This is a genomic window from Mesorhizobium sp. M0174 (genome assembly GCF_040322275.1).
Taxonomy (GTDB): domain Bacteria; phylum Pseudomonadota; class Alphaproteobacteria; order Rhizobiales; family Rhizobiaceae; genus Mesorhizobium.
Genome location: NZ_JAMYTB010000008.1, coordinates 239372 through 264007, shown reverse-complemented (window position 1 = coordinate 264007; position 24636 = coordinate 239372). Strand labels below are relative to the sequence as shown.

Here is a 24636-nt window from a genome sequence, read left to right as displayed (position 1 = left end):
GCACGGGGCCGCTTGTTGATGAAATGGTGAAGGTTCGCGGCGGAATCAAGATCGAGCCGTCCACCATGTAGATGGTGACGGAGCACTTGGCGCCGTCTGTGACTTGTTGAATTTGTGGCGCGGATAGCGTTAGCTTGCTGCGGCGCAACAAAAAGCGCCAAGCCGAGGGGACGGGGCGACATGGACTACGACATGCTGGTCATCGGCAGCGGCCCATCCGGGCGCCGCGCCGCGGTGCAGTCGGCCAAGTTCGGCAAGTCGGTGCTGGTGGTCGACAGAGGCCGGCGCCTCGGCGGCGTGTCGGTGCATACCGGCACCATCCCGTCGAAAACGTTGCGCGAGACGGTGCTCAACCTCTCAGGCTGGCGCGAGCGCGGCTTTTACGGTCGCGGCTACCGGGTCAAGCAGGACATTTCAGTTGGCGATCTGGTCGAGCGCCTGCATAAGACGCTCGACCATGAGGTCGAGGTGCTGCAGCACCAGTTCATGCGCAACACGGTCAAGAGTGCGCGCGCCGCGGCAAAATTCCTCGGCCCCAACAAGGTCAGCCCGACCACCGACACCGGCGACTACAGCGAGGTTGGCTTCGCCCATGCGCTGATCGCGGTCGGCACCCGGCCGCACCGGCCCCGCGACGTGCCGTTCGACAAGACACGGATCTTCGACAGCGACGAGATGCTGGAACTCGACCGCCTGCCGCGCACGCTGACGGTGATCGGCGCCGGCGTCATCGGGGTCGAATATGCGACGATCTTTTCGGCGCTCGACGTGCCGGTGACGCTGGTCGAGCCGCGCAATACCATGTTGGATTTCGTCGACCGCGAGATCGTCGACGACTTCATCCATCAGATGCGCGACCGCGGCATGACCATCCGCTTGGGCAGCGCCGTCAAGGAGATCGCCTCCAAACCCGATCATGCCGAGGTGATGCTGGCCGACGGCCGCACCATACGTTCCGAGATGGTGCTTTATGCTGCAGGGCGTACCGGCAATGTCGGCAGCCTGGGCTTGGAAGCGGTCGGCATTGAGGCCGATCCCAGGGGCCGCATCAAGGTCGATCCGCAGACGTTCCAGACAAGCGCGCCCAACATCTATGCCGCCGGCGACGTCATTGGTTTTCCGAGCCTGGCCTCGACTTCGATGGAGCAGGGCAGGGTGGCCGCCTGCCACGCGTTCGGCGTGCCGTTGCCGCCGCCGCCCGAAACCTTTCCCTATGGCATATATGCCGTGCCGGAAATCTCCACTGTCGGCCAGTCCGAGGAGCAGGTGCGCGAGAGTGGTGCAGCCTATGAGGTCGGCGTGGCGCGGTTTCGCGAGACCTCGCGCGGCCACATCATGGGCGTCAACACCGGCTTTCTGAAGCTTCTGTTTTCGATCGAAACACGCCGTCTGCTCGGCGCCCATATTGTCGGCGAGGGCGCGACCGAACTCATCCACATTGGCCAGGCGGTCATCAATCTCGGTGGCACTGTCGACTTCTTCGTCAACAACACCTTCAACTATCCGACGCTGGCCGAAGCCTACAAGATCGCCGGGCTGGACGCCTGGAACCGCATGGGGCGAGGCTAGCTTCGAGGCTTATCGATCTGACGTTGCAACGGCGGCTGCAGGATCTGCCAGCCACCGCCTGACGATCGCGGCGTCCGGATTGCCGATTTCATGGCCGGAGGCGACGGTGTGGGCCTCGACTTTGGCGCCATGCCGGCTGAGCAGTCCGACCAGCGCGAGTGCGAAGGGCCGGTAAATCAGGTCGTCGGCGCCGGATAAGATTACCACCCGTGCGTTGCTGAGATCCGCCGGCGGCACCTCGTCCAGAACCGGCATCGGGCGCAGCAAAGCCGCTTGGACGATCAGCCGCGGATGAAGCAGCATCACGCTTGAAACCAGGTTGGCGCCGTTGGAGTAGCCGATAAAGGAGGCTCGGGCGAGATCGAGGTCGTGGCGTTTCGCGGCCTTGGGGATGAAGTCAGCGAAAGCGTCCGCCTCTTTGCGGATGCTGTCCTGCTCGAATCGTATCGGCGAAATCCGCCTGAACCAGCGGAAACCGTCTTCCTGGGCGATGCGGCCACGCACCGCCACCAAGGTGGCGTGCGGCGAGACTTGGCGCCCCAGCGGCACCAGAGTCGTCTCGTCGACACCCGATCCATGCAGCAGAAAGAGGCACTCTCCGGTTGGTGCTGCGGGCCTGTAAACGCGATAAAAAAATGGCAGGTCGCGCCGCAAAAAGTCATCTTCCGGAGGTTTTTCGGACATAGTTGCATCCTTTTGTTTTCACGATGTTTTCATTCATTTGCCGGCTTCAAAACGGAATATTTTCAAGCTCCGCGAAAGTTGATTGAACCGGGCGCATTTCAGTCCGTTTCTTTGCCGATATAATCCCCGCGGGAGGGATTCGAAGCAGTGTGCGCCGGGTGGTCGCCCGGGTGGTCGCATACCGCGCATGAACAACCAGCTTTAAGGCCTTTTATCGATGACCATGCCAGTTTCGCCGGAACGCGATACGCGTATTGACGTGTTCCGGGCACTCGCCCTCCTGACCATATTCATCGACCACGTGCCGGGCACAGTTTTCGAAACCCTGACCTACAAGAATTTCGGGTTTTCGGATGCGGCCGAGGCCTTCGTGCTGATCTCCGGCATGTCCGTCGCTCTTGCCTACGGCACCAGATTCCAGCCGGGAAACCGGTTGGTCGCAACGCTGAAGATGTGGCGCCGCGCCGGCGTGCTCTATGTCACCCACATCGTCACGACGATGGTGGTCATGGCCATCTTCTGCGCAGCGGCGGTGTTTGCGAAACGGCCGGACCTTCTGACGCTGATCAACATCGAGCCGCTCGTCAGGAATCCGCCGCAAGTCCTGGTCGGTGTCGTCACGCTCGGCCATCAGCTCGGTTACAACAACATACTGCCGGTCTATGCGGTGCTGCTGTTGATGGCGCCGGCCTTCCTGCTGTTCATCAGCTACAGGCCACTGGCCGCGCTTGCCGTGTCCGCAGCCCTTTGGCTGGTTGCCGGAATCTACCAGATCGCGCCGCCGAACTACCCGGAGCCCGGGTTCTGGTTCCTCAATCCGCTGTCATGGCAATTGCTGTTCAATATCGGCATGGCCAGCGTGTTGCATGTGCGGCGCGGCGGCACCATCCCGGTCAATCGATGGCTGGTCGGCGCGGCGGCCGCCTATGTGCTGACGGCGCTCGTCTGGGTGCATAGCCCGCTGTGGGGGCATGTGTCATGGCTCGACCTGCCGGTGGTGCTGACCGGTTTCGACAAGACGTTCCTGTCGTTGCCGCGGCTGCTGCACATCCTGGCGATGAGCTATCTGGTCGTCGCCTTGTCTTTCGTCTCGAACCTGTTCCGCACCGGCCGCGACAATCCGCTCGCCATATTGGGCAAACGCTCGCTGCCGGTTTTCATTGCCGGCACGGTGATTGCCATGGCGGCGCAGGTGATGAAGCTGATCAACCCGGGCGGCATTGCCTATGACAGTCTGCTGCTCGCCGCCGGCATCGCCATGCAGTTCGCGCTCGCCTTTTATCTGGAGTGGCTGTCCGCAATCGGCTGGTCCGGCAAGGGCAAGCCGGTCCGCAACGAGGCGCTGCCTGTTCGTCCATCCTTTGGCATCGGTCCCATGGCGGCCAATAGATAAGATTTGGAGCCGATCTGCCCCAGTCAGCCTGTACTTGGCGGTGGTCCGGACGATGCCCTGACGACAAGTTCGACGTCGAGCGTTTCTCGCCGCACCGTGCCGTCGAAGTCGAGGATTCTTCGCGCTGCCCGGCGGCCGATCTCGGCGATCGGCTGGGCGATGGTGGTGAGCGGAGGCTCGCAAGTTGCGGCTTCAGGCACGCCGTCGAAGCCGACGACGGAAACATCGCGGGGAACCGCGATGCCCCGTGCGTTGAGCCATTCCAATGCCACCATTGCGATCCGGTCCGACATCGCCAGGATGGCGGTCGGCGGTTCCGCCGAGGCGAAGATGGTTTCAAGGCCAGCCCTTGTGCTCGCCTTATCGTTTTCGGTCTCGTAGACCGGCACTTTGGTGGTGTCGACACCAAACCGGGAAAGCTCTTCGAAATAGCCGAGGAGGCGATCACGGGTTCCGGTATAGGACGCCGTCCGGACCTGCTCGGGCGAGACAAGACCGGTGCTGTCGTCGGCGAAGGCCAGCGACAACACGGCGAAGCGGCGATGTCCAAGTTCCGCCAGATGGCGCGCCGCGAGCCGGCCGCCGGCAACATTGTCGATACTGATCGCGGAGACCGTGTCGTCCTGCGAGCCGAGCTCGAGCGCGACGAAGGGGAGCTTTCGTTCGCGCGTCAGCTCAACGAGACGCGGACCGCCCTCGATGCAGAACAGGATGAAGCCGTCCACGAGGGCGCTCTGGATATTCCAGGCAAGTTTTTCCTCGTTGCCAGCCGACACGAGGGCTATTCCCGCGCCGGTGGCGTCGCAGGCCTCCGAGATGCCGGCCATCATCACGCGGGCAAACGGGTCGTCGAAGAAATAAGACAGCGGCTCGGTTGTGGCGACGCCGATTGCATTGACCTTGCCGGCGCGCAGCAGGCGGCCCTTGGGATCCGGGCCGGCGTAGCCCAGCGCGTCGGCCGCCGCCTTGACCCGCTCGCGGACCTCCTCGCGCACGATTTCGGGACGGCTGAAGACATTGGAGGCAGTGCCGTGCGATACGCCCGCGGCCTTGGCGATGTCCGCCAGCCGGATGGGCCTCCTGCCGCCTTCGGTGAGTGATGCCATTTGTTTGTCTCCAGGACTCCTGTCCAACAGTATCGCCGATTACCTAACATCTTCCTTGGATCGATTCAAATTTCTGCTTGACATTTATAATGTGACGCGTATTCTTGAATCGATCCAAGAGCGGTTTTTATCCGCAGATTGGATCGATACAAGAGGAGAGCGCCATGCACCCCGTCAATTATCTGTTCGAGGACATTTACCGGAACGACTGGAGCATCCGCTCGGGCGCGGATGTCCGTAAGGGGCGCGACAGGACCGGTCCGTGGATTCGCGACCTGCGTTTCCTCGTAGGACGCAAGCGGAGCTGATCGGCGGCCTATTTTTGTCCCCGCGGGTTGGATCGATTCAAAAAGCTAGAGGAGATTAAGCCATGCATCCGATCAAGCATCTGTTCGAAGACATCTATCGCAATTATTGGGGCATCTCGCCGGCCACCGAACGGCTGGAGCGACGGCGTATAGTCAAGACGCCCAAGCGCGACGGCCAAGTCCGGCCCGAACGTCCGCGAGACTGAGCTGGCAAGACGGAGCTCGTGGATCGAGCGCGGCTGGCGAAAGAGCAGCGGCCGCCATTGGTTGCCGCATCAATGGCGGCGCGGGTGTACCAGCGCCGAGGCGGCCATCACGAGCCAGCCGCCGATGAGCAACGTGCCGCCGATCGGCGCCGACATCGGGAACAGCCGCGAGCCAAGGAAGTCGCGGGCCAAAAGATCTCCCGAGAACAGCAGAAGCCCGACGAGAAGGATGAGGCTTCCGGTTCGCAGGATTCTATTGCCACCGAGCAGCCCGACGGTAAGGAAGACCGGCGCATGCATGAGCAGGAAGGATGCGGCCGTACCGACGAAAGCGCCGCCGAGATGTGCCGCCGCCGCCGAAAGAGCCACGCCGGTTCCGCCGCATAGGGCGCCGGCAAAAATCAGAATGCGACTGCCCGCCGTCTGTTCAGCCATGCTCATTTCCACGCCTCCGCGATTCCTGGCGACCGCCTGAGATAGTGCGGCGAACCGTGTCAGGATTTGCCGGCTTCCGCCAGCATGGCGCGTTCGCGGCGTGACTGGACCAGCCAGTTATAGGCCGCTCCGCCCGCCATCAGCACGGATGTGCCGAGAAACACCGAGCGCATACCGAAATGGCCGCCGACGAAGCCGCCGAGCAACGGTCCGGCGACCTGGCCGACATATTGCGCCGAGATCGACAAGCCCAGCATACCGCCGCCGACGCCGTCTGGCACATTGTGGCGGATGACGCTGGTGATGCAGGGCACGAGACCGCCAAGCGCCAGGCCCATCAGGAAACGCAGTCCGACGAGTTGCCAGCCCTGCGTAACGAAGGCCTGCGGGATCAGGAGCAGCGCCGAGACGGCGAGTGCGGCAACGATTACGTTCCAGTGGCCGATACGGTCGGCGAGCTTGCCGAGCCGCGACGCCGACAGGATGGCGCCGAGCGCTGCCGCGGACATGACGATGCCGGAGATCAGCGTGACCTGGCTCTGATCTTCGATGAGCTGTTGGACATAGACGGTGATGATCGGCTCGATCGACATGCTGGCAAAACTCAACAGCATGCCGGTCGCCAGCATGGCGACGACGGGGCGCTTGTCGGGAATCTGCGACCAGCCGCCTCTCGCGTTTTCTTGTGAGGCCGCCTTGACGGCAACCGGGCGAGGGGCCTCCCTGATCAGCAAGGTGGTTGCCAGAAACGCCAGGAAAATGACGCCGCCGGCGAGCAGGAAGGTGGCGCGGATTCCAATCAGCGGCGGCAGCGCGCCGCCGAGCAGCGGACCGACCAGGGCACCGGCGGTTATGCCGGCCGACAGCACGCCCAGCGCCCAGCCGGAGCGATCCTTCGGCGTCTGCATGGCAACCAGGATGGTCGAGCCCGAAGAATAGCCGCCGGCAAAGCCGATCAGCAGGCGCAGGAGCACCAATTGCCAGACGGTCTGCACCATGCCGGTCAGCGACATGCACAGCGCCATGCCGAAACTGGCACGCACCAGCATCAGTTTGCGGCCGTAGCGGTCGCCTAGCCGCCCCCACAGCGGTGCGACCAGCGCGGCAGCAAGGAAGGTTGCGCCGTAGGCAATGCCCGACCACTGGACGATCGCCGCGTGACCCTCGGCGCCCAACTGCTCGACGTAAAGCGGCAGGAAGGGCAACAGCAGCGTCATCGCTACAAGCGTGCTGAACGAGCCGGCAAAACACACGGCGAGATTGCGACGCCAGTGGACGTTGTGCGTGCCTTGCGTGGCGAGGGTGGCGTCTTGCGGCATGTCCTGTCCTCTCCGGCCGGCTTGGATGAAAACTTGTTGTGGATCCCATTTTGGTATACCGGATTGGTATCCGTCATGGACGCAAGGCTGGTCGCTGTCAATGCGGCCGCTGCAAAGTGATCGGCAACAAATGGCCGGTGAACAGAGAGCCAATGAACCGGCTCCAACAAACGGAACGCCAATGTCGCAGATGCAAAACGTCGAAAGGCAGCTTCGCGAGATGATCCTCGGGCTCGAGATCGGTCCGGGCGAGCGGCTGACGGAGCGCTGGGTCGAAAGCCGTTTCGGCGCCTCGCGTACGCCGGTCAGGGCGGCATTGCTGCGGCTCGAGACCGAAGGCCTGATCTGCCGCGACGGCCGCGGCTGGACGGTCTCGCCTATCAATCTTGCTGAGCTCGAGCAGATTGCCGTCTATCGCGAGGCGGTCGAGGTCGCGGCACTCAGAATAACTTGCATCTTGCAGGACAGGAGTGCCGTCGAAATCGTCGAGGCGATGCTCGATTCTTGCGACGACAAGACGCCGCGCGAGGAATGGCATCGCGTCGGCATGGATTTTCATATCGAGCTGGCGCGACTGTCCGGCAACGAGTTCCTGTTCAGAGCGGTTCGCGACGCGATGACACGCCTGTCGCGCGCCCGCTGGCTCGAGGTTCGCGACGAGGCAGCACTTGGCCGTGCCTGGGCCGAACACCATGCCATTCTGTCGGCGGTGCGGGCCGGCGATGCCGATAGCGCCGCCCACCTGCTTTCAGCCCACATCATTGGCAGCCGCGACCGGCTGGTGACCTCGCTGCGCAACGACCGGCGTGGCCTCCGCGCCAGGGGATTTGCCGTCGTCGCTTGAGTGAGGATCGGCTGCCATTGATCACGAAAAGGGCAGATGAGCGAAGAATGCTACTTTCGGTCTCGCTTCGCAAATGCCGATGGCGTAAGAGCGGCGATGGAAAACAACCGATTTGACACACCCGTGACCGTCAAGGGCGCGGCGGGAAGCAATCAGCTCTTGCGTACGGCCCGCGAGGCTTCCGACTACCTCCTCAACAATTGGCCCGGCAAGCGCAGTCCCAAGCACCGCGAAGCGCTGCAGGCCTGTCATGATGCGCTGGCCGGCGACAAGCCGGCCATGAACGCAAGACGGGCCTTCATTGCCGCAGCTCGTGAAGTGAACGTCTTCGTCAGCGACAAGGCGCCCGCCTGAGGCATAGCGGGATTTGACGGAGGCCCGGACCGCCTGACAGGCCGGGTGTCATCACTCGGCCGTTTCGGTTTTGGTTTGGGACTCGCTCTCGCCCTCGGGCTTCGATCGCTCCTTGGCTGCGACCTTGGCAGCCTGCTTTTCCGCCCTCTTGGCAGCCTTCTGCCGGTCGCGTTCCTTGCGCTCCTGACCGTAGTTCGGTGCTCGTGCCATATCGGTTCCTTTCATTGTGCTTGGCCTTTGCCTAGGAGCATTGGGCCGCAAACACAACACCGCAGAGCACGATCGGCTCCATATCTCGGCGCAGTCCGGGAGCCTGGCTTCAGGCTGTTTTCAGGCGCCATCGCGGTCGAGGATGAGATCGGCCGGACCGAACCGGTCCTTTGCGGTGAACTGCTGGTGCCAGTAGGGATAGAGCACGGGCGGCCTGCTGACCGCGTCGAGCCGTGTGCGCTCCTCATCGCCAAGCACCAGGCTTGCAGCGGCGATATTGTCTTTGAAATGCGCTTCGGTTCGTCCGCCGATCACCAACGAGCTGACGGCGGGCCGGCCGAGTAGCCAGGCAAGCGCCACCTGCGCCGCCGACACACCGTGGTTGTTGCCAATGTCGATCAGCGCGTCGACGATCCGCCACAGCCGGTCCTCGTCGCGGATCGGCGGTTCCGACCATCCGCTGAGCTGGCGGGCGGTCGGCTGGTCACGGTGGTATTTGCCGGACAGCAACCCGCCGGCAAGCGGGCTCCAGACCAGCACGCCGAGCCCCTGGTCGACCGAGATCGGCAACAATTCATACTCGGCCTCGCGCGCTTCCAACGTGTAATGGATCTGCTGGGTGACGAAGCGCGGCTGGTGATGACGGTCACTGATCCCCAGCCCCTTCATCACTTGCCAGCCGGAATAATTGGAGCAGCCGACATAACGGACCTTGCCCTGCGTGACCAGAGTGTCGAGCGCGGCGATAGTTTCCTCAAGCGGTGTCAGGCCATCCCACTCGTGCAGGAAATAGATGTCGATGACATCGGTCCTGAGGCGCCTCAGGCTCCTCTCGCATTCGCGGATCAGATGGTAGCGCGACAAGCCTTCATCGTTGGGGCCTTTGCCGATCCGCATGCGCGCCTTGGAGGCGATCAGCACGTCGCCCTTGCGCTTGCCTCCGAGCGCCTCGCCGATGATCTCTTCCGACACGCCGTTCGAATAGACGTTGGCGGTGTCGATGACATTGACGCCGGCATCGATGCAAAGGTCGATCATCCGGCGCGCCTCGTCGAGGTCGGTCTTGCCGACCGCCGAAAACGCGCCGCCGCCACCGAACGTCATGGTGCCCATGGTCAGCGTCGAAACCTTCAGCCCGGAACGGCCGAGAGTGCGGTATTCCATGTCGTATCCTCACGATTTATCGGGAAAGGGCGTTGCAAACGACAGCCCTCAATGAACCGGGCATTTGTAGGATAATTCGTTCCGCTTGTCGCCAGTTCCGCAGGGCAAGCTCGATCACATCTTTCCGATTGAACGCACAGCCAGCGCAGCAGTGGCTGCAATAAAAACCGTCATTGCCGGCCTATACTAACATCGGTTCAGCGCTTCGATTTCCGGCCGCCGGGCCGGGCGGCGGAGCGCCTGACAGCGGCCGTCAAGGACTGTAAGCGGAGCAGCGCAAATGACCGAGATAAAACAGAATTCTCCGGCCAGGGACTGGCTGGAAGCGGAACTCGCCGACACGCTCGACGAAGATTATGAGCTGGAAATCTCGGAGCCGGCGCTGTCGATGGAGATCGCCAAGATCTACAAGAATGCGCATCCGCCATCGATCGACCGCCTGCAGTATTTTCGCGATCTCATCACGCTGCAATCCGAATTGATCAAGCTGCAGTCCTGGGTCGCCTATCACAAGAAGAAGCTCGTCGTGGTCTTCGAGGGCCGCGACTCGGCGGGCAAGGGTGGCGCCCCGTGGTTCATCGTCGAGGGCAACGACAAGAAACGGGCACGGCTGAACTGCATCGACCAACTCCTCAAGCAGATGCCTTATGAGGAGGCGCCGCACGAAGAGATCACACTGCCGGAGCGCGTCTTCAATCCCGAATACAAGCGCCAGGTACTGCCGCGCGAACTGTATGTGCCGGAGAAGTACTGACTAAAGCGGCGAGGAGGGCGCTGCTCTGTGGCGCCCTGCGACAAGCTAGGTACGCTCGATGATGACGTGCGTGGCTTTCGGCGTCGCGACCTGCTCGCTGCAGCGATAGCCGAGCTTGGGCATGTCGATGCCGGCAAAAAGGTTCTCGCCGGCGCCCAGCAGGACCGGTGAGATCGCCAGATGCAATTCGTCGATGAGCTTTTCCTGGAGATATTGCCGGATCGTTGCGACGCCGCCGCCGAGCCTTATGTCCTTGCCGTCAGCCGCTGCTTTCGCCTTTTGCAGCGCTGAGTGGATGCCATCGGTCACGAAATAGAAGGTCGTGCCGCCCTCCATGACAATCGGATCACGCGGATGATGCGTGAGCACGAAGACCGGCACATGGTAGGGCGGGTTGTCACCCCACCAGCCTTTCCAGCTGTCATCCGGCCATTCGCCGCGGATTGGCCCAAACATGTTGCGGCCGAGGATCCATGCGCCGACGTTTTCGAAGCTGCGTGCGGCGAACGCCTCGTCAGTGTCCGTGGTCCCGCCATCCTTGCCGAGGACCATCTTGCGGAAAGTGCGGGTGCCAAACATCCATCCGTGCAGGGCTTCCCCGCCAACACCCAGCGGGTTCTTCAGGTCTTGGTCGGGACCGGCGCCGAAGCCGTCGATCGACAGGGTGAAAGCGCTGACGCGAAGTTTGGACATGAGAGCCTCCTCGATAACCAATTGTGACATGCAAGCAGTTATCGGGTTAGCTTAACTGATTGCATTTTGCAAGCGGTGTTTTTGGATCGCCGGCTAGCGATGAACGGCTGGGCCACAACCGCCAATCTCCCAACGCTGGCGATTGGCCATAACCAACCATCCCGTCGTCATCCTGGGGCGAAGCAAGGAGCGAAGCGACGCGGCGCAGACCCTAGGATCCATGCCGTGACATCGGCCGAAGAACACAGCGGCCCAGAACGACGAACCACGCGAATGGAGATCAAGAAGACCAATCCGGAATGGTTCGAACTTTTTCGGAGAACCGGATGGTTGCGTTCGGTTTTCGATCCGCCGGAGCACTGCCGCCAGGTCACGGCATGGATCCTGGGGTCTCCGCGACGGAGCTTCGCTCCTGCTCGCCCCAGGATGACGAGGGGGAGGGAGGATTCGGCCAATCCCGAAGGTTTACGACAGGCCCCATCCCATGCACCAAAGTCCCAAAACGATGCGATCACCTATCCCTTCAGCATCGCCGCTACTTCGGGCGCAAAGTAGGTGAGAATCCCGTCGCAGCCGGCGCGCTTGAACGCGAGCAGCGATTCCAGCATCGCCTTGTCGCCGTCGATCCAGCCATTGGCGGCGGCGGCCTTGATCATCGAATATTCGCCCGAGACCTGATAGGCGAAGGTCGGCATCTGCAACTCGTCCTTCAGCCGGCGGATGATGTCGAGATAGGGCAGGCCGGGCTTGACCATCAGCATGTCGGCGCCTTCGGCTAGATCCTGCTCGGCCTCGCGCACCGCTTCGTCGGAATTGGCGTGGTCGATGTAATAGGTCTTCTTGTCGCCCTTGAGCAGGCCGGCGGTGCCGACCGCCTCACGATAGGGGCCGTAAAAGGCGGATGCGAACTTGGTCGCATAGGACATGATCGCTACATCCTGAAATCCATTGGCGTCGAGCGCATCGCGGATGGCACCGATCCGGCCGTCCATCATGTCCGAGGGGGCAATGATGTCGGCCCCCGCCGCCGCCTGAATGACGGCCGCCGCCGACACCTGCTCCACCGTTTCATCATTGACGATAATGCCCTCGCGCAAGATGCCGTCATGGCCATGCGAGGTGAACGGATCCAGCGCCGCGTCGGTGATGATGCCGATCTCCGGCACCGCCCGCTTGATGGCGCGGGTGGCGCGGTTGATGATGTTTTCGGGATCGAGGATGTGCGAACCGGTCTGATCGCGCAGGCCGAGCTCCACATTGGGGAAAGTGGCGATCGCCGGAATGCCAAGCTTGGCCGCGCGCTCAGCCTCCTTGACGGCGAGGTCGAGCGACAGGCGGAACACGCCGGGCATGGCGGCGATCGGTTCGCGCACTTGTCTGCCGTCGACGACGAAGATCGGCCAGATCAGATCGTCGACCGAGAGCCGGTTCTCCTGGACAAGGCGGCGCGACCAATCGGCCTTGCGCATGCGCCGCAGCCGCCGGCTGCCGGTGATCTCGTCGACGCTGCGCGCGCCGGCAGGCTTTGCAGGTGTGAATTTGTTCATCGCCAAAACTCCGGACGGGCGGCTTTTACCACGAGCCTTCGCTGCTGACCAATGCGACACGATTGTGCCAGCGGTCCTGTTGGGCGTTATTCTGGTTGACCATTGCCCGACAGGATCTGCGCAGCACCCCGCATGGCGACGCGGAATGCCTCGTCGAAGCTGACACCGCGCACTTGCCACTTATAAGCCTTGCCGTTCATGGCAAGCCGCCAATCGGCGATCCAGCCCAACTCTTTGTCGCTCCAGATCAGGCTGCCGGCGAGCGCCTGATCGGCACCGGCCTTTCGGGCAAGCTGGTCCAGCGTCGCCATATCGGCATGGCGCAGGGCCCGGTCGTCAAGCTTCGAGGCCGACAGCATCGACGCTTCGGGAAACAAAATCCGCATGACCAGCGGACCGGTGGCATTGACGAAGGATTCGCGCATCGCCGCCCCGCGCTGGTCGTCGGCAGTCAGCGCGAAATGCCTTGTGCCTTGCTCCGCCGCCAGAAAAATCGCCAGGCGTGGCCGCTCGGCAAGCCATGGCTTGCTGCCAAGCGCGGCAAGCACCGGATCGATGACGTCGGGCCTGTATAGGCAGGTGAGATCATGCGGCCGGTCGTGCGTGCCTTGTTCGTCATGGACCGGAATGCCTTCAAGGCGGTCGTGGTAGCGGAATTCGGCAACGAAGCTGCCGGCCTTGTCGCGCAGCGCCGCCACCTCAGGTTTTTTCGCCAGCCGCTGATCACCGGAGACACGGACCAGCACCGCATCCAAACATGTCTTGAAACCGATCTGGCGATTGACCTCGCCCTGGCCGGTGACGATGGTCTGCGACTGGTAGAGACTATCCACGGTTTCGGCCGATACGGGAGGAGTGTTCGCAGCGATTAGGCCGACCACCACAACAGCAAGGCGTGGCAACCAAGGCATGGCCCAACCTTCCAGTTCAAAGCGCCAGCATTAGCACCGGCTGCGGCCACGGGCCAGCAGGCGGGATTGGCGCTGCCATTGACGTGGCTATGCGCCACGCATTAGCACTTCACTCCCGGCGGGCGCGGGAGGGATTCTCTGGCGATGGATTTTGGCGGAGGCGACGAGATTCGCTTCGAAAGGTTGGGCAGGGCCGGCGTCGTCACGCTGACGCGGCCGCAGGCGCTCAATGCCGTAACCCACCGCATGGTCAAGGCGCTGGACAAGGCGCTGCGCAGCTGGGAACGCGACGATGGTGTCGACGTCGTCGTCGTCAAGGCCGAGGGCAGGGCATTTTCGGCGGGCGGCGACATCCTCCACATCTACGAAGCCGGCCGGGCTGGAAAACCGCCGGTCGAGTTCTTCGCCGACGAGTACCGGCTGAACGCCCGCATCGCCCGTTTCAAGAAACCCTATGTCGCCCTGATCGACGGCATCGTCATGGGCGGCGGCGTCGGCATCTCCTTCCATGGCTCGCAGCGGGTGCTGACCGAGAACGCGCAATTTGCCATGCCAGAGGTCGGCATCGGCTTTTTCCCGGATGTCGGCGCCAGCCATCTGTTGCCGGATCTCGGCGGCAGCTTCGGCATGTATCTGGCGCTGACCGGCAACCGCATCCGCTATGGCGATGCTTTGTGGTCGGGCCTCGCCACCCATACGATCAAGGCGGAGGACCAGCCCGGCTTTCTCGACCGGCTGGCGGCAAGCGGCGACCCGGAATCGGTGCTGCGCGGCTGCTTCGTCCCGGCCAAACGCGAGACAGACAGGCCGACGCTGGAAGCCATCGCTCGGCATTTCGCGCAGCCGTCACTGGCCGATATGGTCGCCAGCCTGGAGCGGGCAGCCATCGCCGACGAGTTCGCGGCAAAGACGCTGGCCACCATCCGCACACGTTCACCGACCAGCCTGCATGTCGCGTGGCGCCAGATCAGCGCCGGGCAGACGTTGTCGATGGACGAGTGCATGAAAATGGAGTTCCGTATCCTCAACCGTATGCTTGTCGGGCACGACTTCTATGAAGGTATCCGCGCCGCCATCATCGATAAAGGCTCGACGCCGCAATGGCGGCCGGCAGGCATCGATGACGTCAGCGCCGCCGACGTCGATGCCTATTTCGCATCGCTCGGCGAACGGGAACTGAAGCTGTGAGCGAGGCCACCTCGAGACGCGTGGTGCTGCAGCCCTCGACGATCGAGGTCATCTTCGCCTGGTTCCAGCGCGTTATCGCCGGCTATTGTCTGCTGTTCGGCATCTTGTACTGGATCCGGCTGATCGGCGTTTACCCCGGCCAGTTGTGGCGCTTCGATCTGATGCCGGTGCACTGGCAGGTGGCGGCGGTGGTGCTGGCGGTGTTTTTTCCATTCGCTGCCGCCGGCCTGTGGATGCTGGCGTCCTGGGGGCCGGTGATCTGGTTCATCTGCGCGGTGACCGAGTGCGTCATGTATGCTGGCTTCCCCGACTTGTTCGGCCGCCGGCCGCTGATCGTCGCCTCGCACCTTGCGGTGGCGCTGCTCTACATAGTGTTCCGCGTGGTGATCTGGATCCAGAAGCGGCAAGCCCGGCGATAGCAATTCCGGCCAGGATCGTTGGCTAAATCTTTAGGTTAATCATCCTTGCTCGGGTGACCGTCCGTTAAGCCTCTTTCGAAACCCCTTACCGGTAAGCTCTTGTTAGCCTTGGCGTTTAAGTCGAATTTTATGAGTATTCGATAGTGTCGCGATCAAGGTGAAGAACAAAAAAATCACCGGGCGACAAACGAGAGGCAAAGACAATGATCAATTCGCGTCCGGCGGCGAAGACCGCCAACGTATCCGATGACCGCCGCGAGGCGATCCGTTCGCTGTACATGGAATCGCTGCAGCTGGTCGAGCGGCTGCATCGCCGTCTGCTTGATGTGATCAAGGACGAATTCGACCGCAACGGTCGCTCCGACATCAACGCCATCCAGGCGCTGCTGCTGTTCAACATCGGCAATTCGGAGCTGACCGCTGGCGAACTGCGCTCGCGCGGCTATTATCTCGGCTCGAATGTCTCCTACAATCTAAAGAAGCTGGTCGATCTCGGCTTCATCAACCACCAGCGCTCGCGCATCGACCGCCGTTCGGTCCGTGTCTCGCTGACGCCGAAGGGCAACGAGGTGGCGGAAGTCGTCGCCGGCCTTTACGAACGCCATGTCGGCTCGATCGAGCAGGTCGGCGGCATCAACACGGAAGAGTTCAAGCAGATGAACCGCGCCCTGCAGCGGCTGGATCGGTTCTGGAACGATACCATCGCCTATCGGATGTAATCGCACCCGCCGCAGCAAGATCTGAAGCTGGACCACGGAAGTGCTGCCGCGGAGCAGACCAAAGACCGGTGCCGAAAAGCACCGGTCTTGCCGTTTCGTCAGGCCGGCCGATCCAAATTCGAGCAACAGCCACGTTGCCGCCATATTCGAATGGAACCGAAGATGCGGGTGATGCTGGGCCAAAGCCGTGCATTTGTCCTGTGCTCAAGTCACTTCCATGTGTTTTTACACCCATGTGTTTTTACACCGAAGTGATGCGGGCCATGGTTGGCTAATTGTTAAGAAGCCAACTCTAGAGTGCGGGCGAGACCGCCCGGTGGGTTGAATTGTAGCAAGAATGTCTGGACCATCCATGAGAACCAGCCGCCGTTTCTTCCTTTCAGGAGCCTCCGCGCTCGCAGCCGCAATGGTCGCCGGCCGCGCCAGTGCACAGGATGTGATCGGGGATATCCTGAAATCCTCGGCGCGTGGCAATTGGGACGACCAATTCGATGCGCGTGCCAGCGAAGGCGGCAAGGTTGCCTCGACGCTGCCGATCTTCAGCCTGCAGACGGTGTCCTTCACCGAGCAGGCGATCATGCAGTATCAGAATATCGTCGCGCAAGGCGGCTGGGAGCAGGTTCCAGACGCCAAGAAGCTGCAGCTTGGCGTCGAGGATCCCGATGTGGTGCCGCTGCGCAGGCGCTTGATGATATCGGGCGATCTGGCGCAGAGCGCCGGGCTCTCGGAAGCGTTCGATTCTTACGTCGACTCGGCGCTCAAGCGCTTCCAGTTGCGTCACGGCTTGCCGGCCGACGGGACCACCGGCAAATATACTTTCGCGGCAATGAACGTGTCGGCGCCGGTTCGGCTTGGTCAGCTGCAGACCAATCTGCAACGGCTGCGTGAGCGGGCCGGCACGCTTGGCAACCGCTATGTGCTGGTCGACATCCCGGCGGCGCAGATCGAGGCTGTCGAGAACGACCGCGTTGTGCTGCGCCACACCGCGATCGTCGGCAAGATCGATCGCCAGACGCCGATCGTCAATTCCAAGATCAACGAAATCATCGTCAATCCGTACTGGAACGCGCCGGTCTCGATCGTGCGCAAGGACATCATTCCGCTGATGCGGAAGGACCCCAACTATCTCAAGGATAGCCATATCCGCCTGTTCGCGCCGGACGGCAGCGAGGTCGACCCAATGACGGTCGACTGGTCGACCGACGATGCCGAAAAATATCGCTTCCGCCAGGATCCCGGTTCCGGCAACGCGATGGCCTCGGTCAAGATCAATTTCCCCAGCCCGGACGGCGTCTACATGCACGACACGCCGCAGCAGAGCCTTTTCGGCAAGCTGATGCGCTTCGATTCCTCTGGCTGCGTGCGCGTTCAGAACGTGCGCGACCTCGTCACCTGGATTCTGCGCGACACACCGGGCTGGGATCGCCAGCATTTCGAGGCGGCGATCAAGACCGGGGAGAACACGCCGGTGCAAGTCACCAACCCGGTGCCGGTCTATTTTCTCTACGTCTCGGCCTGGTCAACAGGGCCGGGCGTGGTCCAGTTCCGTGACGACATTTACGGCCTCGACGGAGCCAACGAGCTGCAGATCACATCCGCGCTCTAAGCAGCTGAGTTCATTTGCAAAAGGCCGCCGGAAGGGCGGCCTTTTTCGTTGCCGGGTCTTTCGCGACAAGCTTCGCTGGGCCGATCGCCGGATGGGGCTGCGCTTCCTGGGGGTCTGGGTCGGCGACATCGCGACGCGCGTCTCGGCGCGATTACACAAGCGCAAGGCCGAGCCGTTCGGGCTGCGCGTCCGGATCGCCGGCTCTGTTGCCGGCGTGCGGGCGCCATCACGCCGGCCAGATCAACGACCATACGATGCAGGCGCTGTTCACCGAGATCACGCTCACCGAAGCCTGCCGGCCCTTCAGCAGGGCAAGGGAATAGGCCGCCAGTCTCTCTGGCGCAATCCGGCCAGCAAATTTCGCGCTCCAAACGTGGCGGGCCGAAAGCAACTGTGTTAATGGCGCGACAGACCCCGAACCTTGAGGAGTTCAGCCCATGGCAACAGCAGCGGCAGTGTCGAACAAATTCGAATCCTTCTTCGAAACCACGCTTGCCGATGCCGATCCCGAGATTTTCGGCGCCATCCGCAACGAACTCGGTCGCCAGCGCCATGAGATCGAGCTGATTGCCTCGGAAAACATCGTCTCGCGCGCCGTGCTCGAGGCGCAGGGGTCGATCATGACCAACAAATATGCCGAGGGCTATCCAGGCAAACGCTACTATGGCGGCTGCCAGTTTGTCGATGTCGCCGAGGAACTGGCCATCGAACGCGCGAAAAAGCTGTTCGGCTGCAACTTCGCCAACGTCCAGCCGAATTCCGGCAGCCAGATGAACCAGGCGGTGTTCCTGGCGCTGCTGCAGCCCGGCGACACCTTCATGGGTCTCGATCTCAATTCCGGCGGGCACCTGACGCATGGCTCGCCGGTCAATATGAGCGGCAAATGGTTCAAGGTCGTCTCCTATGGCGTGCGCCGGGACGATCATCTGCTCGATATGGACGCGATCGAGAAGACCGCCCATGAGACCAGGCCGAAGCTGATCCTGGCCGGCGGCACAGCCTATTCACGTGTCTGGGACTGGAAGCGTTTTCGCGAGATCGCCGATTCGATCGGCGCCTATCTGATGGTCGATATGGCTCATATCGCCGGACTGGTCGCCGGTGGCATGCATCCGTCGCCGCTGCCGCATGCCCATGTGGTCACCACCACGACGCACAAGTCGCTGCGCGGCCCGCGTGGCGGCATGATCCTGTGCAATGACGAGGACATTGCCAAGAAGATGAATTCGGCCGTCTTCCCCGGCCTGCAGGGCGGACCGCTGATGCATGTCATCGCCGCCAAGGCGGTGGCCCTGGGCGAGGCGCTGAAGCCGAGCTTCAAGGTCTATGCGGAGAGCGTCGTTGCCAATGCCAAGGCACTGGCCTCCAGCCTGCAGGAAACCGGTCTCGACATCGTCTCCGGCGGCACTGACAACCATCTGATGTTGGTCGACCTGCGCCCCAAGAACGCCACCGGGAAGCGAGCCGAGGCTGCCCTTGGCCGCGCCAACATCACCTGCAACAAGAACGGCATCCCCTTCGACCCGGAAAAGCCTTTCGTCACCTCGGGCGTTCGGCTTGGCACGCCGGCTGGCACCACGCGCGGCTTCGGCCAGGCTGAGTTCCGCGAGATTGGCAAGCTGATCGCCGAGGTGCTGGATGGACTGAAAGTCGCCAATTCCGACGATGGCAATGCGGCCGTCGAGGCAGTTGTGAAGACCAAGGTGGCGGCATTGACGGATCGTTTTCCGCTTTACCCGTATCTTGGTTGACCGACGCCGAGTGTCCTCCATGTGCGCGAAAATCCCGGTGCGACAGCAAGGCACCTGCGGAGAAGCTCAATGATGCAAACTTTCCGTGTCGCCGGCTTTGGTGCCTTGCTGGCATCGGCCATTTTGCAGCTGTCCGGCCTCGCCTTGGCGCAGACCGAGCCGACGCCGGCAGCGCCAAGGACAGAGACCTTCGGCAGGTGGTCCACCACGATGGACGAGGTCAACACCGGTGAGGATGTGCGCAAGACCTGCGCCGCTTCGACGGTCTTTTTCGACGCTAACGGGACCACCGGTACCCTTACGCTGGCCATCTCGAATGGCGACGTACTGCCACCCGGAGGCTATCCGAGCCTCATCATCGCCGTGAGAAACAGTGACTTGCCCAAAGGTGACAACGTCCCGGCGGTGTTTCGCGACGTTAACGACAAGATCAAGGCTGGTTTTCATCTTATCGCCGACGGACAGTGGATGATGGACAACAAACCCGAGACCACGCTTGCCATACTGCGTGCCATGCGCCGTACGAGCGCCCTTGATGTCAGCTTCGCCGACAAGCCGGTCGCGACCATATCGATGGACGGCTTCACCAAGGCCTATCGCTATCTCGGCACGTCCTGCGGCTTCCCGACCGGCGACGTCGCTCCCTGATTGGCGTATTGCCGTTCAACTGCTTGCCACTCTCGCAATTTTCCTCGTGCCTCGCTATCTCTGAGGCGCGATCGGTCATCGGCCATACTTTGCCATCGTGGCAAAAACCTATAAGCCGTTCGCACTACGAGAATCGCGAACCGAAGGCTCTCCATGCGCTGTCCCTACTGTCAGTCCGAAGATACGCAGGTGAAGGATTCGCGCCCTGCCGAAGACGGTGCAGCGATCCGCAGGCGGCGCGTCTGCCCGGATTGCGGCGGCCGCTTCACCACTTTCGAGCGCGTCCAATTGCGCGATCTCGTCGTGGTGAAGAAGTCTGGACGCAAGGTGCCGTTCGACCGCGACAAGTTGCTGCGCTCTGTCGAGATCGCGGTACGCAAGCGCAATGTCGACCCGGAACGTATCGACCGGGCGGTGACCGGCATCGTGCGCCAGCTCGAAAGCTCGGGCGAGACCGAGGTGGCCTCGGGGGAAGTCGGCCGGCTGGTCATGGAGGCGCTTAAGTCGCTCGATGATGTCGCCTATGTGCGCTTTGCCTCCGTCTACCGCAATTTCCGCGAGGCCAAGGATTTCCACGACGTGTTGGGCGAACTCAAAGGCGACGAGCTCAAAACCGACGAGCCCAGGGGCGAAGAGCTGAAGAGCGAAGAGGACGCCAGCTGAGCATGGCAGGGTCCGAACGCAGCACGGCTGAGCAAGAGGTCCTCGATCGCCGCTATATGGCGGCAGCCCTCAGGCTGTCGCGCAAGAATGCCGGGCGGACCTCGACCAACCCTTCCGTCGGCACGCTGATCGTGCGCGATGACGGCGACGGGCCGATGATCGTCGGCAGCGGCGTCACCGCCGTCGGCGGCCGGCCGCATGCCGAGACCGAGGCTTTGGCAGAGGCCGGCGAACTGGCGCGCGGCGCCACCGCCTATGTAACGCTGGAGCCCTGCGCCCATCACGGCCGCACGCCGCCTTGCGCCAATGCGCTGGTCAGTGCCGGCGTGGCGCGTGTGGTCGGCGCTGCCAGCGATCCGGACCCGCGTGTTTCCGGCAAGGGCTATGCAATCTTGCGTGCCGCCGGCGTCGAAGTGGTGGAAAAAGTGCTGGCCGCCGAAGCCGCGGAGCAGATGGCCGGCTATTTAATTCGATCTCTGAAAAAACGCCCGGAAGTGATCCTGAAACTTGCGCTTTCGAGCGACAACAAGATCGGCGTGAAAGGCGAGGGACAGGTCTCCATCACCGGCGATATCGCCCGACGCGAAGTCTATCTGATGCGCGCCGAAGCCGATGGCATATTGATCGGCATCGGCACGGCACTGGAGGACGATCCGGCGCTGACGGTTCGGCTTCCGGGACTGGAGAGCCGTTCGCCGGCGCGCATCGTACTCGACCGCCAGATCAGGCTGCCGGAGACTTCGAAACTGGTCGCCGGCGTCGACCGGGTCCCGCTCTATGTCGCCGCTTGTGCCGAGGCCGATCCACGTCGGCGGGCCGCGCTCGAACGCACCGGCGTGCGCTTTATCGGCACTGAGACGTATGAAGGCGATATTGCGCTGCCGGAACTGCTCGAGGATCTGGCGGCACTCGGCATGGCCAGCGTGCTGATCGAGGGCGGCGCCAAGATCGCCAAGGCCTTCCTCGCCGAACAAGTGGTCGACCGCATCGTGCTGTTTCAGGGGCCGGATGCGATCGGCGGGGACGGCATTGCATCGCCAGTCGATGCCAACAATATCCCGCCGGGATTTCGCAAATTGCGCAACATGCGTTTCGGCGAAGATACATATGCGGAATGGATAAGAGACATCTAGGACCGAACTGATGTTCACGGGGCCAAACTAATGTTCACTGGAATCGTCACCGATGTCGGCACCGTCGCAGCCGTGAAGCCGCTCAGGGAAGGCGTCGGTTTGCGTATCGACACCGCTTACGATCCGCAGACCATTGCCATCGGCGCCTCGATTTCCTGCGGCGGCGTTTGCCTGACGGTGACGGGATTGCCGGAAGACGGCGCCAACGCACGCTGGTTCGAGGTCGAGGCCTGGGAAGAAGCGCTCAGGCTGACGACGGCGATGGGCTGGAAGGCCGGCACGCGAATCAACCTTGAGCGGGCACTGAAGATCGGCGACGAGCTTGGCGGCCATATCGTGTCGGGCCATGTAGACGGCATGGCCGAGATCGTGGCGCGCAAGGAAGAGGGCGACGCCGTTCGCTTCACCCTGGAAGCACCGCGAGAGCTGGCCAAATTCATCGCGCCCAAGGGCTCCGTCGCGCTCGACGGCACTTCGCTGACCGTCAACAACGTCGAAGGCACCCGCTTCGACGTGCTGTTGATCCACCATTCGCTGAGCGTCACCACCTGGGGCGAGCGGCAGGTCGGCGACCACGTCAATCTCGAGATCGACACCATGGCCCGCTACGCAGCGCGACTGGTGGAGGCGGCTAAAGAGGGGCTTTGAGGCGCTCGTCCATAAAGCCCATTCCCTGATGCGACCGCCGCCGAGTTGGCCTTGAAAGTTCCTTCGGCAATCTTCCGCTTGCGATCAAACCGGCTTCGGCCTAAGTCACCGGCGATCCCCGGAGACATCTATGGCAGGCACATCCCAACACGGCAAAGCGTTCATCCGTCCGAAGAAGAAGGCCCACCTTCTTGTCATCGAGGCGCGCTTTCACGACGACCTTGCCGACGCGTTGCTCGAAGGCGCGACAAAGGCCCTCGAGGAAGCGGGCGCGACATACGATGTCGTCACCGTTCCGGGCTCGCTCGAAATCCCGGCGGTGATTTCCTTCGCGCTCGACGGTGCCTCCGAAGGCGGGACGAACTATGACGGCTTCGTCGCCCTCGGCACGGTGGTCCGCGGCGACACCTATCATTTCGATATCGTCGCCAATGAATCCAGCCGTGCCCTGATGGACCTGTCCGTGCAGGATGCAGTCTGCATCGGCAACGGCATCCTGACCACCGAAAACGACGAACAGGCATGGACGCGAGCAAGACGTTCGGAAGGCGACAAGGGCGGCTTTGCGGCGCGTGCGGCGCTGACCATGATCGCTCTAAAGGAACAGCTGGGAGAGCGAACGTGAGCGAACCCGCTTCGCCCGGCCAGCCTGCGGTTCGCCATGCCAACAAGCGCGGTGCTGCCCGTCTGGCCGCCGTGCAGGCGCTCTACCAGATGGACGTCGCCGGCAGCGGTGTGTTTGAGATCACCGCCGAATACGAGGCGTTCAGGCTCGGCAAGGAAGTCGATGGCGCGCTCTATCGCGAAGCCGATGCGCAATGGTTTCGCGCCATTCTTGCCGGCGTTGTCGAGCACCAGAAGACCATCGATCCAGTCATCCGACAGGCGCTGACCGAGGACTGGCCTCTGTCGAGGCTCGATTCGACGTTGCGCGCCATATTGCGCGCCGGCGTCTACGAGCTGATGCAGCGCGAGGACGTGCCGGTGGCGGTCATCGTCTCCGAATATGTCGACATCGCCAAGGCATTTTACGAAGAAGACGAGCCGAAACTGGTCAATGCGGTGCTTGATCGCGTGTCGCGCCGGGTGCGTGGCGAGGGCCGGGGCAAGGACGCCTCATGACTGCTGTCGTCGCCGTTGAGGCGGGCAAGGAAGCGCGTCGCACCGCCTTCATCCTCGCAGCCTCGCAGGCGATCATCGGCTCGGCCGCACCCATCGCCATTTCCATGGGCGGATTGGCCGGGCAGTACCTGCTCGACGCTGACAAGTCGCTGGCAACCGCGCCGATCACCGGCTTCAATGTCGGCGTGGCGCTCGGTTCCCTGCCGGCCGCGGCGATCATCCGCCGGCTCGGCCAGCGCGACGGCTTCATGACCGGCACAGCGGTCACGGCGCTTGGCGGGCTGATCGCCACGTTGGCGCTGTTTCATGACAGCTTCTGGCTGTTCGCTTTCGGCTTGGCCGTGATCGGCATCGGGGGCGCCTTCGTCCAGCAGTTCCGCTTTGCCGCCGCCGACAATGCTCCGCCTGAATTCAAGGCGCGTGCCATCTCCTTCGTGCTGGCCGGCGGCATCGTCACCGCCATCCTTGGGCCGCAGATCGTCATCTTCACCGGCGATCTATTCTCGCCGGTGAAGTTTGCCGGCTCGTTTGCGTCCATCCTGGTGCTGGCGGCGGTCGGCGCCGCCATTCTCTCTTTGTTGCGTATCCCAGCCAAGGCAACCGAGAAGGTGGAAATTTCCGACAGCGACGCCCGGCCGCTCTCGGAAATCGTCACCAGGCCACGCTTCGTCGCGGCGTTGTTTTGCGCCATCGGCAGCTACGCACTGATGAGCTTCGTGATGACCGGCGCGCCTCTGGCCATGGTCGGCTGCGGCCTTTCGACCGACGACGCCACGCTCGGCATTTCCTGGCACGTCATGGCGATGTTCGCGCCGAGCTTCTTCACCGGGTCGCTGATCTATCGCTTCGGCGCTGAGCGGATCGTGGCCATCGGCCTGGTGCTGCTGATTGGCTGCGCCATAGTGGCGCTGTCAGGGTTGGCACTGTGGCAGTTCTGGACGGCGCTGATCCTGCTCGGCCTTGGCTGGAACTTCAGCTTCATCGGTGCCACCGCCATGGTGGCCGACAGCTACCAGTCATCCGAAAAAGGCAAGGTCCAGGGGTTCCACGATTTCGTCCTGTTCGGCTCCGTCGCCTTCGCCTCGCTGATGTCGGGGGCAGTCTACAATGCCTGGGGCTGGGAGATGTTGAACTGGATGATTTTCCCGGTCGTCGTGCTGTGTTTCGTGGCACTGGGCGTGTTGAAGATGACGGGCTTGCGCGCGGCCAACTGACGTCACCCTGTCGGGACGTCGCGGCAGC

At 62.6% G+C, this 24636-nt stretch carries 28 protein-coding genes; 19 read left to right on the top strand and 9 right to left on the bottom strand.

The window, feature by feature from the left end:
• The first annotated feature begins 180 nt into the window (after positions 1-180).
• Positions 181-1569 (top strand): Si-specific NAD(P)(+) transhydrogenase, encoded by a 1389-nt coding sequence (sthA, locus tag NKJ13_RS19110; protein WP_352738272.1) that lies wholly within the window; start codon positions 181-183, stop codon positions 1567-1569.
• 9 nt (positions 1570-1578) lie between these two features.
• Here the strand turns inward: sthA and NKJ13_RS19105 are convergent, their stop codons facing one another.
• Positions 1579-2253: an alpha/beta hydrolase gene (locus NKJ13_RS19105; protein WP_352689395.1), complete on the bottom strand. Its 675-nt coding sequence runs from the start codon at positions 2251-2253 to the stop codon at positions 1579-1581.
• Between the two features lie 217 nt (positions 2254-2470).
• On the opposite strand from NKJ13_RS19105, the gene NKJ13_RS19100 reads away from it, so the two are divergent.
• The gene (locus tag NKJ13_RS19100) at positions 2471-3646 is read left to right on the top strand and encodes an OpgC family protein (RefSeq protein WP_352738274.1); all 1176 of its coding nucleotides are present in this window, start codon (positions 2471-2473) and stop codon (positions 3644-3646) included.
• 23 nt (positions 3647-3669) lie between these two features.
• On the opposite strand, the gene NKJ13_RS19095 is transcribed toward NKJ13_RS19100, so the two are convergent.
• The gene (locus NKJ13_RS19095; protein WP_352506523.1) at positions 3670-4752 is read right to left on the bottom strand and encodes a LacI family DNA-binding transcriptional regulator; all 1083 of its coding nucleotides are present in this window, start codon (positions 4750-4752) and stop codon (positions 3670-3672) included.
• A 164-nt stretch (positions 4753-4916) separates the two neighbouring features.
• Here NKJ13_RS19095 and NKJ13_RS19090 point away from each other — a divergent pair, with 164 nt between their 5' ends.
• Together NKJ13_RS19090 and NKJ13_RS19085 are read left to right on the top strand one after the other, a co-directional pair.
• Complete coding sequence (locus NKJ13_RS19090) at positions 4917-5060, top strand: hypothetical protein (RefSeq protein ID WP_352506522.1); 144 nt, start codon at positions 4917-4919, stop codon at positions 5058-5060.
• A 62-nt stretch (positions 5061-5122) separates the two neighbouring features.
• The gene (locus tag NKJ13_RS19085) at positions 5123-5266 is read left to right on the top strand and encodes a hypothetical protein (RefSeq protein ID WP_352649953.1); all 144 of its coding nucleotides are present in this window, start codon (positions 5123-5125) and stop codon (positions 5264-5266) included.
• A gap of 69 nt (positions 5267-5335) precedes the next feature.
• Here the strand turns inward: NKJ13_RS19085 and NKJ13_RS19080 are convergent, their stop codons facing one another.
• Positions 5336-5707, bottom strand: a complete 372-nt coding sequence (locus tag NKJ13_RS19080) for a DUF423 domain-containing protein (RefSeq protein ID WP_352738276.1) — start codon at positions 5705-5707, stop codon at positions 5336-5338.
• 53 nt (positions 5708-5760) lie between these two features.
• Positions 5761-7020 carry a multidrug efflux MFS transporter gene (locus tag NKJ13_RS19075; protein ID WP_352738278.1) on the bottom strand — a complete coding sequence of 420 codons (1260 nt, stop codon included), beginning with the start codon at positions 7018-7020 and terminating at the stop codon, positions 5761-5763.
• Between the two features lie 181 nt (positions 7021-7201).
• Between NKJ13_RS19075 and NKJ13_RS19070 the strand changes: the two genes are divergently transcribed.
• Positions 7202-7864, top strand: coding sequence for a GntR family transcriptional regulator (locus tag NKJ13_RS19070; protein WP_352738279.1), 663 nt, complete (start codon positions 7202-7204; stop codon positions 7862-7864).
• Between the two features lie 96 nt (positions 7865-7960).
• Positions 7961-8218, top strand: a complete 258-nt coding sequence (locus tag NKJ13_RS19065) for a DUF982 domain-containing protein (protein WP_023674477.1) — start codon at positions 7961-7963, stop codon at positions 8216-8218.
• A 51-nt stretch (positions 8219-8269) separates the two neighbouring features.
• Here NKJ13_RS19065 and NKJ13_RS19060 read toward each other — a convergent pair whose 3' ends face one another.
• Positions 8270-8428, bottom strand: coding sequence for a hypothetical protein (locus tag NKJ13_RS19060; protein ID WP_352738280.1), 159 nt, complete (start codon positions 8426-8428; stop codon positions 8270-8272).
• A 120-nt stretch (positions 8429-8548) separates the two neighbouring features.
• Entirely contained in the window at positions 8549-9592 is a 1044-nt protein-coding gene (locus NKJ13_RS19055; RefSeq protein WP_352738282.1) for an aldo/keto reductase, read from the bottom strand.
• A 280-nt stretch (positions 9593-9872) separates the two neighbouring features.
• Between NKJ13_RS19055 and NKJ13_RS19050 the strand changes: the two genes are divergently transcribed.
• A complete protein-coding gene (locus NKJ13_RS19050) occupies positions 9873-10346 on the top strand; it encodes a polyphosphate kinase 2 family protein (protein WP_352738283.1) in 474 nt (157 codons plus the stop codon).
• 45 nt (positions 10347-10391) lie between these two features.
• Here NKJ13_RS19050 and NKJ13_RS19045 read toward each other — a convergent pair whose 3' ends face one another.
• From NKJ13_RS19045 to NKJ13_RS19035, 3 genes are all read right to left on the bottom strand, one after another.
• Positions 10392-11039: a dihydrofolate reductase family protein gene (locus NKJ13_RS19045; protein ID WP_352477155.1), complete on the bottom strand. Its 648-nt coding sequence runs from the start codon at positions 11037-11039 to the stop codon at positions 10392-10394.
• Between the two features lie 515 nt (positions 11040-11554).
• Complete coding sequence (gene hemB / locus NKJ13_RS19040) at positions 11555-12586, bottom strand: porphobilinogen synthase (protein WP_352506516.1); 1032 nt, start codon at positions 12584-12586, stop codon at positions 11555-11557.
• Positions 12587-12672: 86 nt separating this feature from the next.
• A complete protein-coding gene (locus tag NKJ13_RS19035; RefSeq protein ID WP_352738285.1) occupies positions 12673-13497 on the bottom strand; it encodes a DUF8605 domain-containing protein in 825 nt (274 codons plus the stop codon).
• 144 nt (positions 13498-13641) lie between these two features.
• Between NKJ13_RS19035 and NKJ13_RS19030 the strand changes: the two genes are divergently transcribed.
• The 12 genes from NKJ13_RS19030 to NKJ13_RS18975 all read left to right on the top strand — a co-directional run bounded on the left by NKJ13_RS19030 (position 13642) and on the right by NKJ13_RS18975 (position 24608).
• Positions 13642-14685, top strand: a complete 1044-nt coding sequence (locus NKJ13_RS19030; protein WP_352506513.1) for an enoyl-CoA hydratase/isomerase family protein — start codon at positions 13642-13644, stop codon at positions 14683-14685.
• Positions 14682-15104, top strand: a complete 423-nt coding sequence (locus NKJ13_RS19025; protein WP_352506512.1) for a DUF6163 family protein — start codon at positions 14682-14684, stop codon at positions 15102-15104. The genes NKJ13_RS19030 and NKJ13_RS19025 overlap by 4 nt, the downstream gene beginning before the upstream one ends.
• Before the next feature lie 203 nt (positions 15105-15307).
• Entirely contained in the window at positions 15308-15823 is a 516-nt protein-coding gene (gene ldtR / locus NKJ13_RS19020; protein ID WP_023674486.1) for a transcriptional regulator LdtR, read from the top strand.
• A 352-nt stretch (positions 15824-16175) separates the two neighbouring features.
• Positions 16176-17429 carry a L,D-transpeptidase family protein gene (locus NKJ13_RS19015; protein ID WP_352738287.1) on the top strand — a complete coding sequence of 418 codons (1254 nt, stop codon included), beginning with the start codon at positions 16176-16178 and terminating at the stop codon, positions 17427-17429.
• A gap of 437 nt (positions 17430-17866) precedes the next feature.
• The gene (gene glyA / locus NKJ13_RS19010) at positions 17867-19180 is read left to right on the top strand and encodes a serine hydroxymethyltransferase (RefSeq protein ID WP_254817549.1); all 1314 of its coding nucleotides are present in this window, start codon (positions 17867-17869) and stop codon (positions 19178-19180) included.
• Positions 19181-19249: 69 nt separating this feature from the next.
• Positions 19250-19828, top strand: a complete 579-nt coding sequence (locus NKJ13_RS19005; protein WP_352506510.1) for a hypothetical protein — start codon at positions 19250-19252, stop codon at positions 19826-19828.
• Positions 19829-19981: 153 nt separating this feature from the next.
• Positions 19982-20491 carry a transcriptional regulator NrdR gene (gene nrdR / locus NKJ13_RS19000; RefSeq protein ID WP_023674492.1) on the top strand — a complete coding sequence of 170 codons (510 nt, stop codon included), beginning with the start codon at positions 19982-19984 and terminating at the stop codon, positions 20489-20491.
• Positions 20492-20493: 2 nt separating this feature from the next.
• A complete protein-coding gene (ribD, locus tag NKJ13_RS18995; protein WP_352738288.1) occupies positions 20494-21624 on the top strand; it encodes a bifunctional diaminohydroxyphosphoribosylaminopyrimidine deaminase/5-amino-6-(5-phosphoribosylamino)uracil reductase RibD in 1131 nt (376 codons plus the stop codon).
• Positions 21625-21654: 30 nt separating this feature from the next.
• Positions 21655-22272 carry a riboflavin synthase gene (locus tag NKJ13_RS18990; RefSeq protein ID WP_352456582.1) on the top strand — a complete coding sequence of 206 codons (618 nt, stop codon included), beginning with the start codon at positions 21655-21657 and terminating at the stop codon, positions 22270-22272.
• Between the two features lie 130 nt (positions 22273-22402).
• Positions 22403-22897 carry a 6,7-dimethyl-8-ribityllumazine synthase gene (ribH, locus tag NKJ13_RS18985; RefSeq protein WP_352449305.1) on the top strand — a complete coding sequence of 165 codons (495 nt, stop codon included), beginning with the start codon at positions 22403-22405 and terminating at the stop codon, positions 22895-22897.
• Positions 22894-23394, top strand: coding sequence for a transcription antitermination factor NusB (nusB, locus tag NKJ13_RS18980; protein ID WP_352449306.1), 501 nt, complete (start codon positions 22894-22896; stop codon positions 23392-23394). Before ribH ends, nusB begins: the two co-directional genes overlap by 4 nt.
• Entirely contained in the window at positions 23391-24608 is a 1218-nt protein-coding gene (locus NKJ13_RS18975) for an MFS transporter (RefSeq protein WP_352738291.1), read from the top strand. The genes nusB and NKJ13_RS18975 overlap by 4 nt, the downstream gene beginning before the upstream one ends.
• Positions 24609-24636 lie beyond the last annotated feature (28 nt).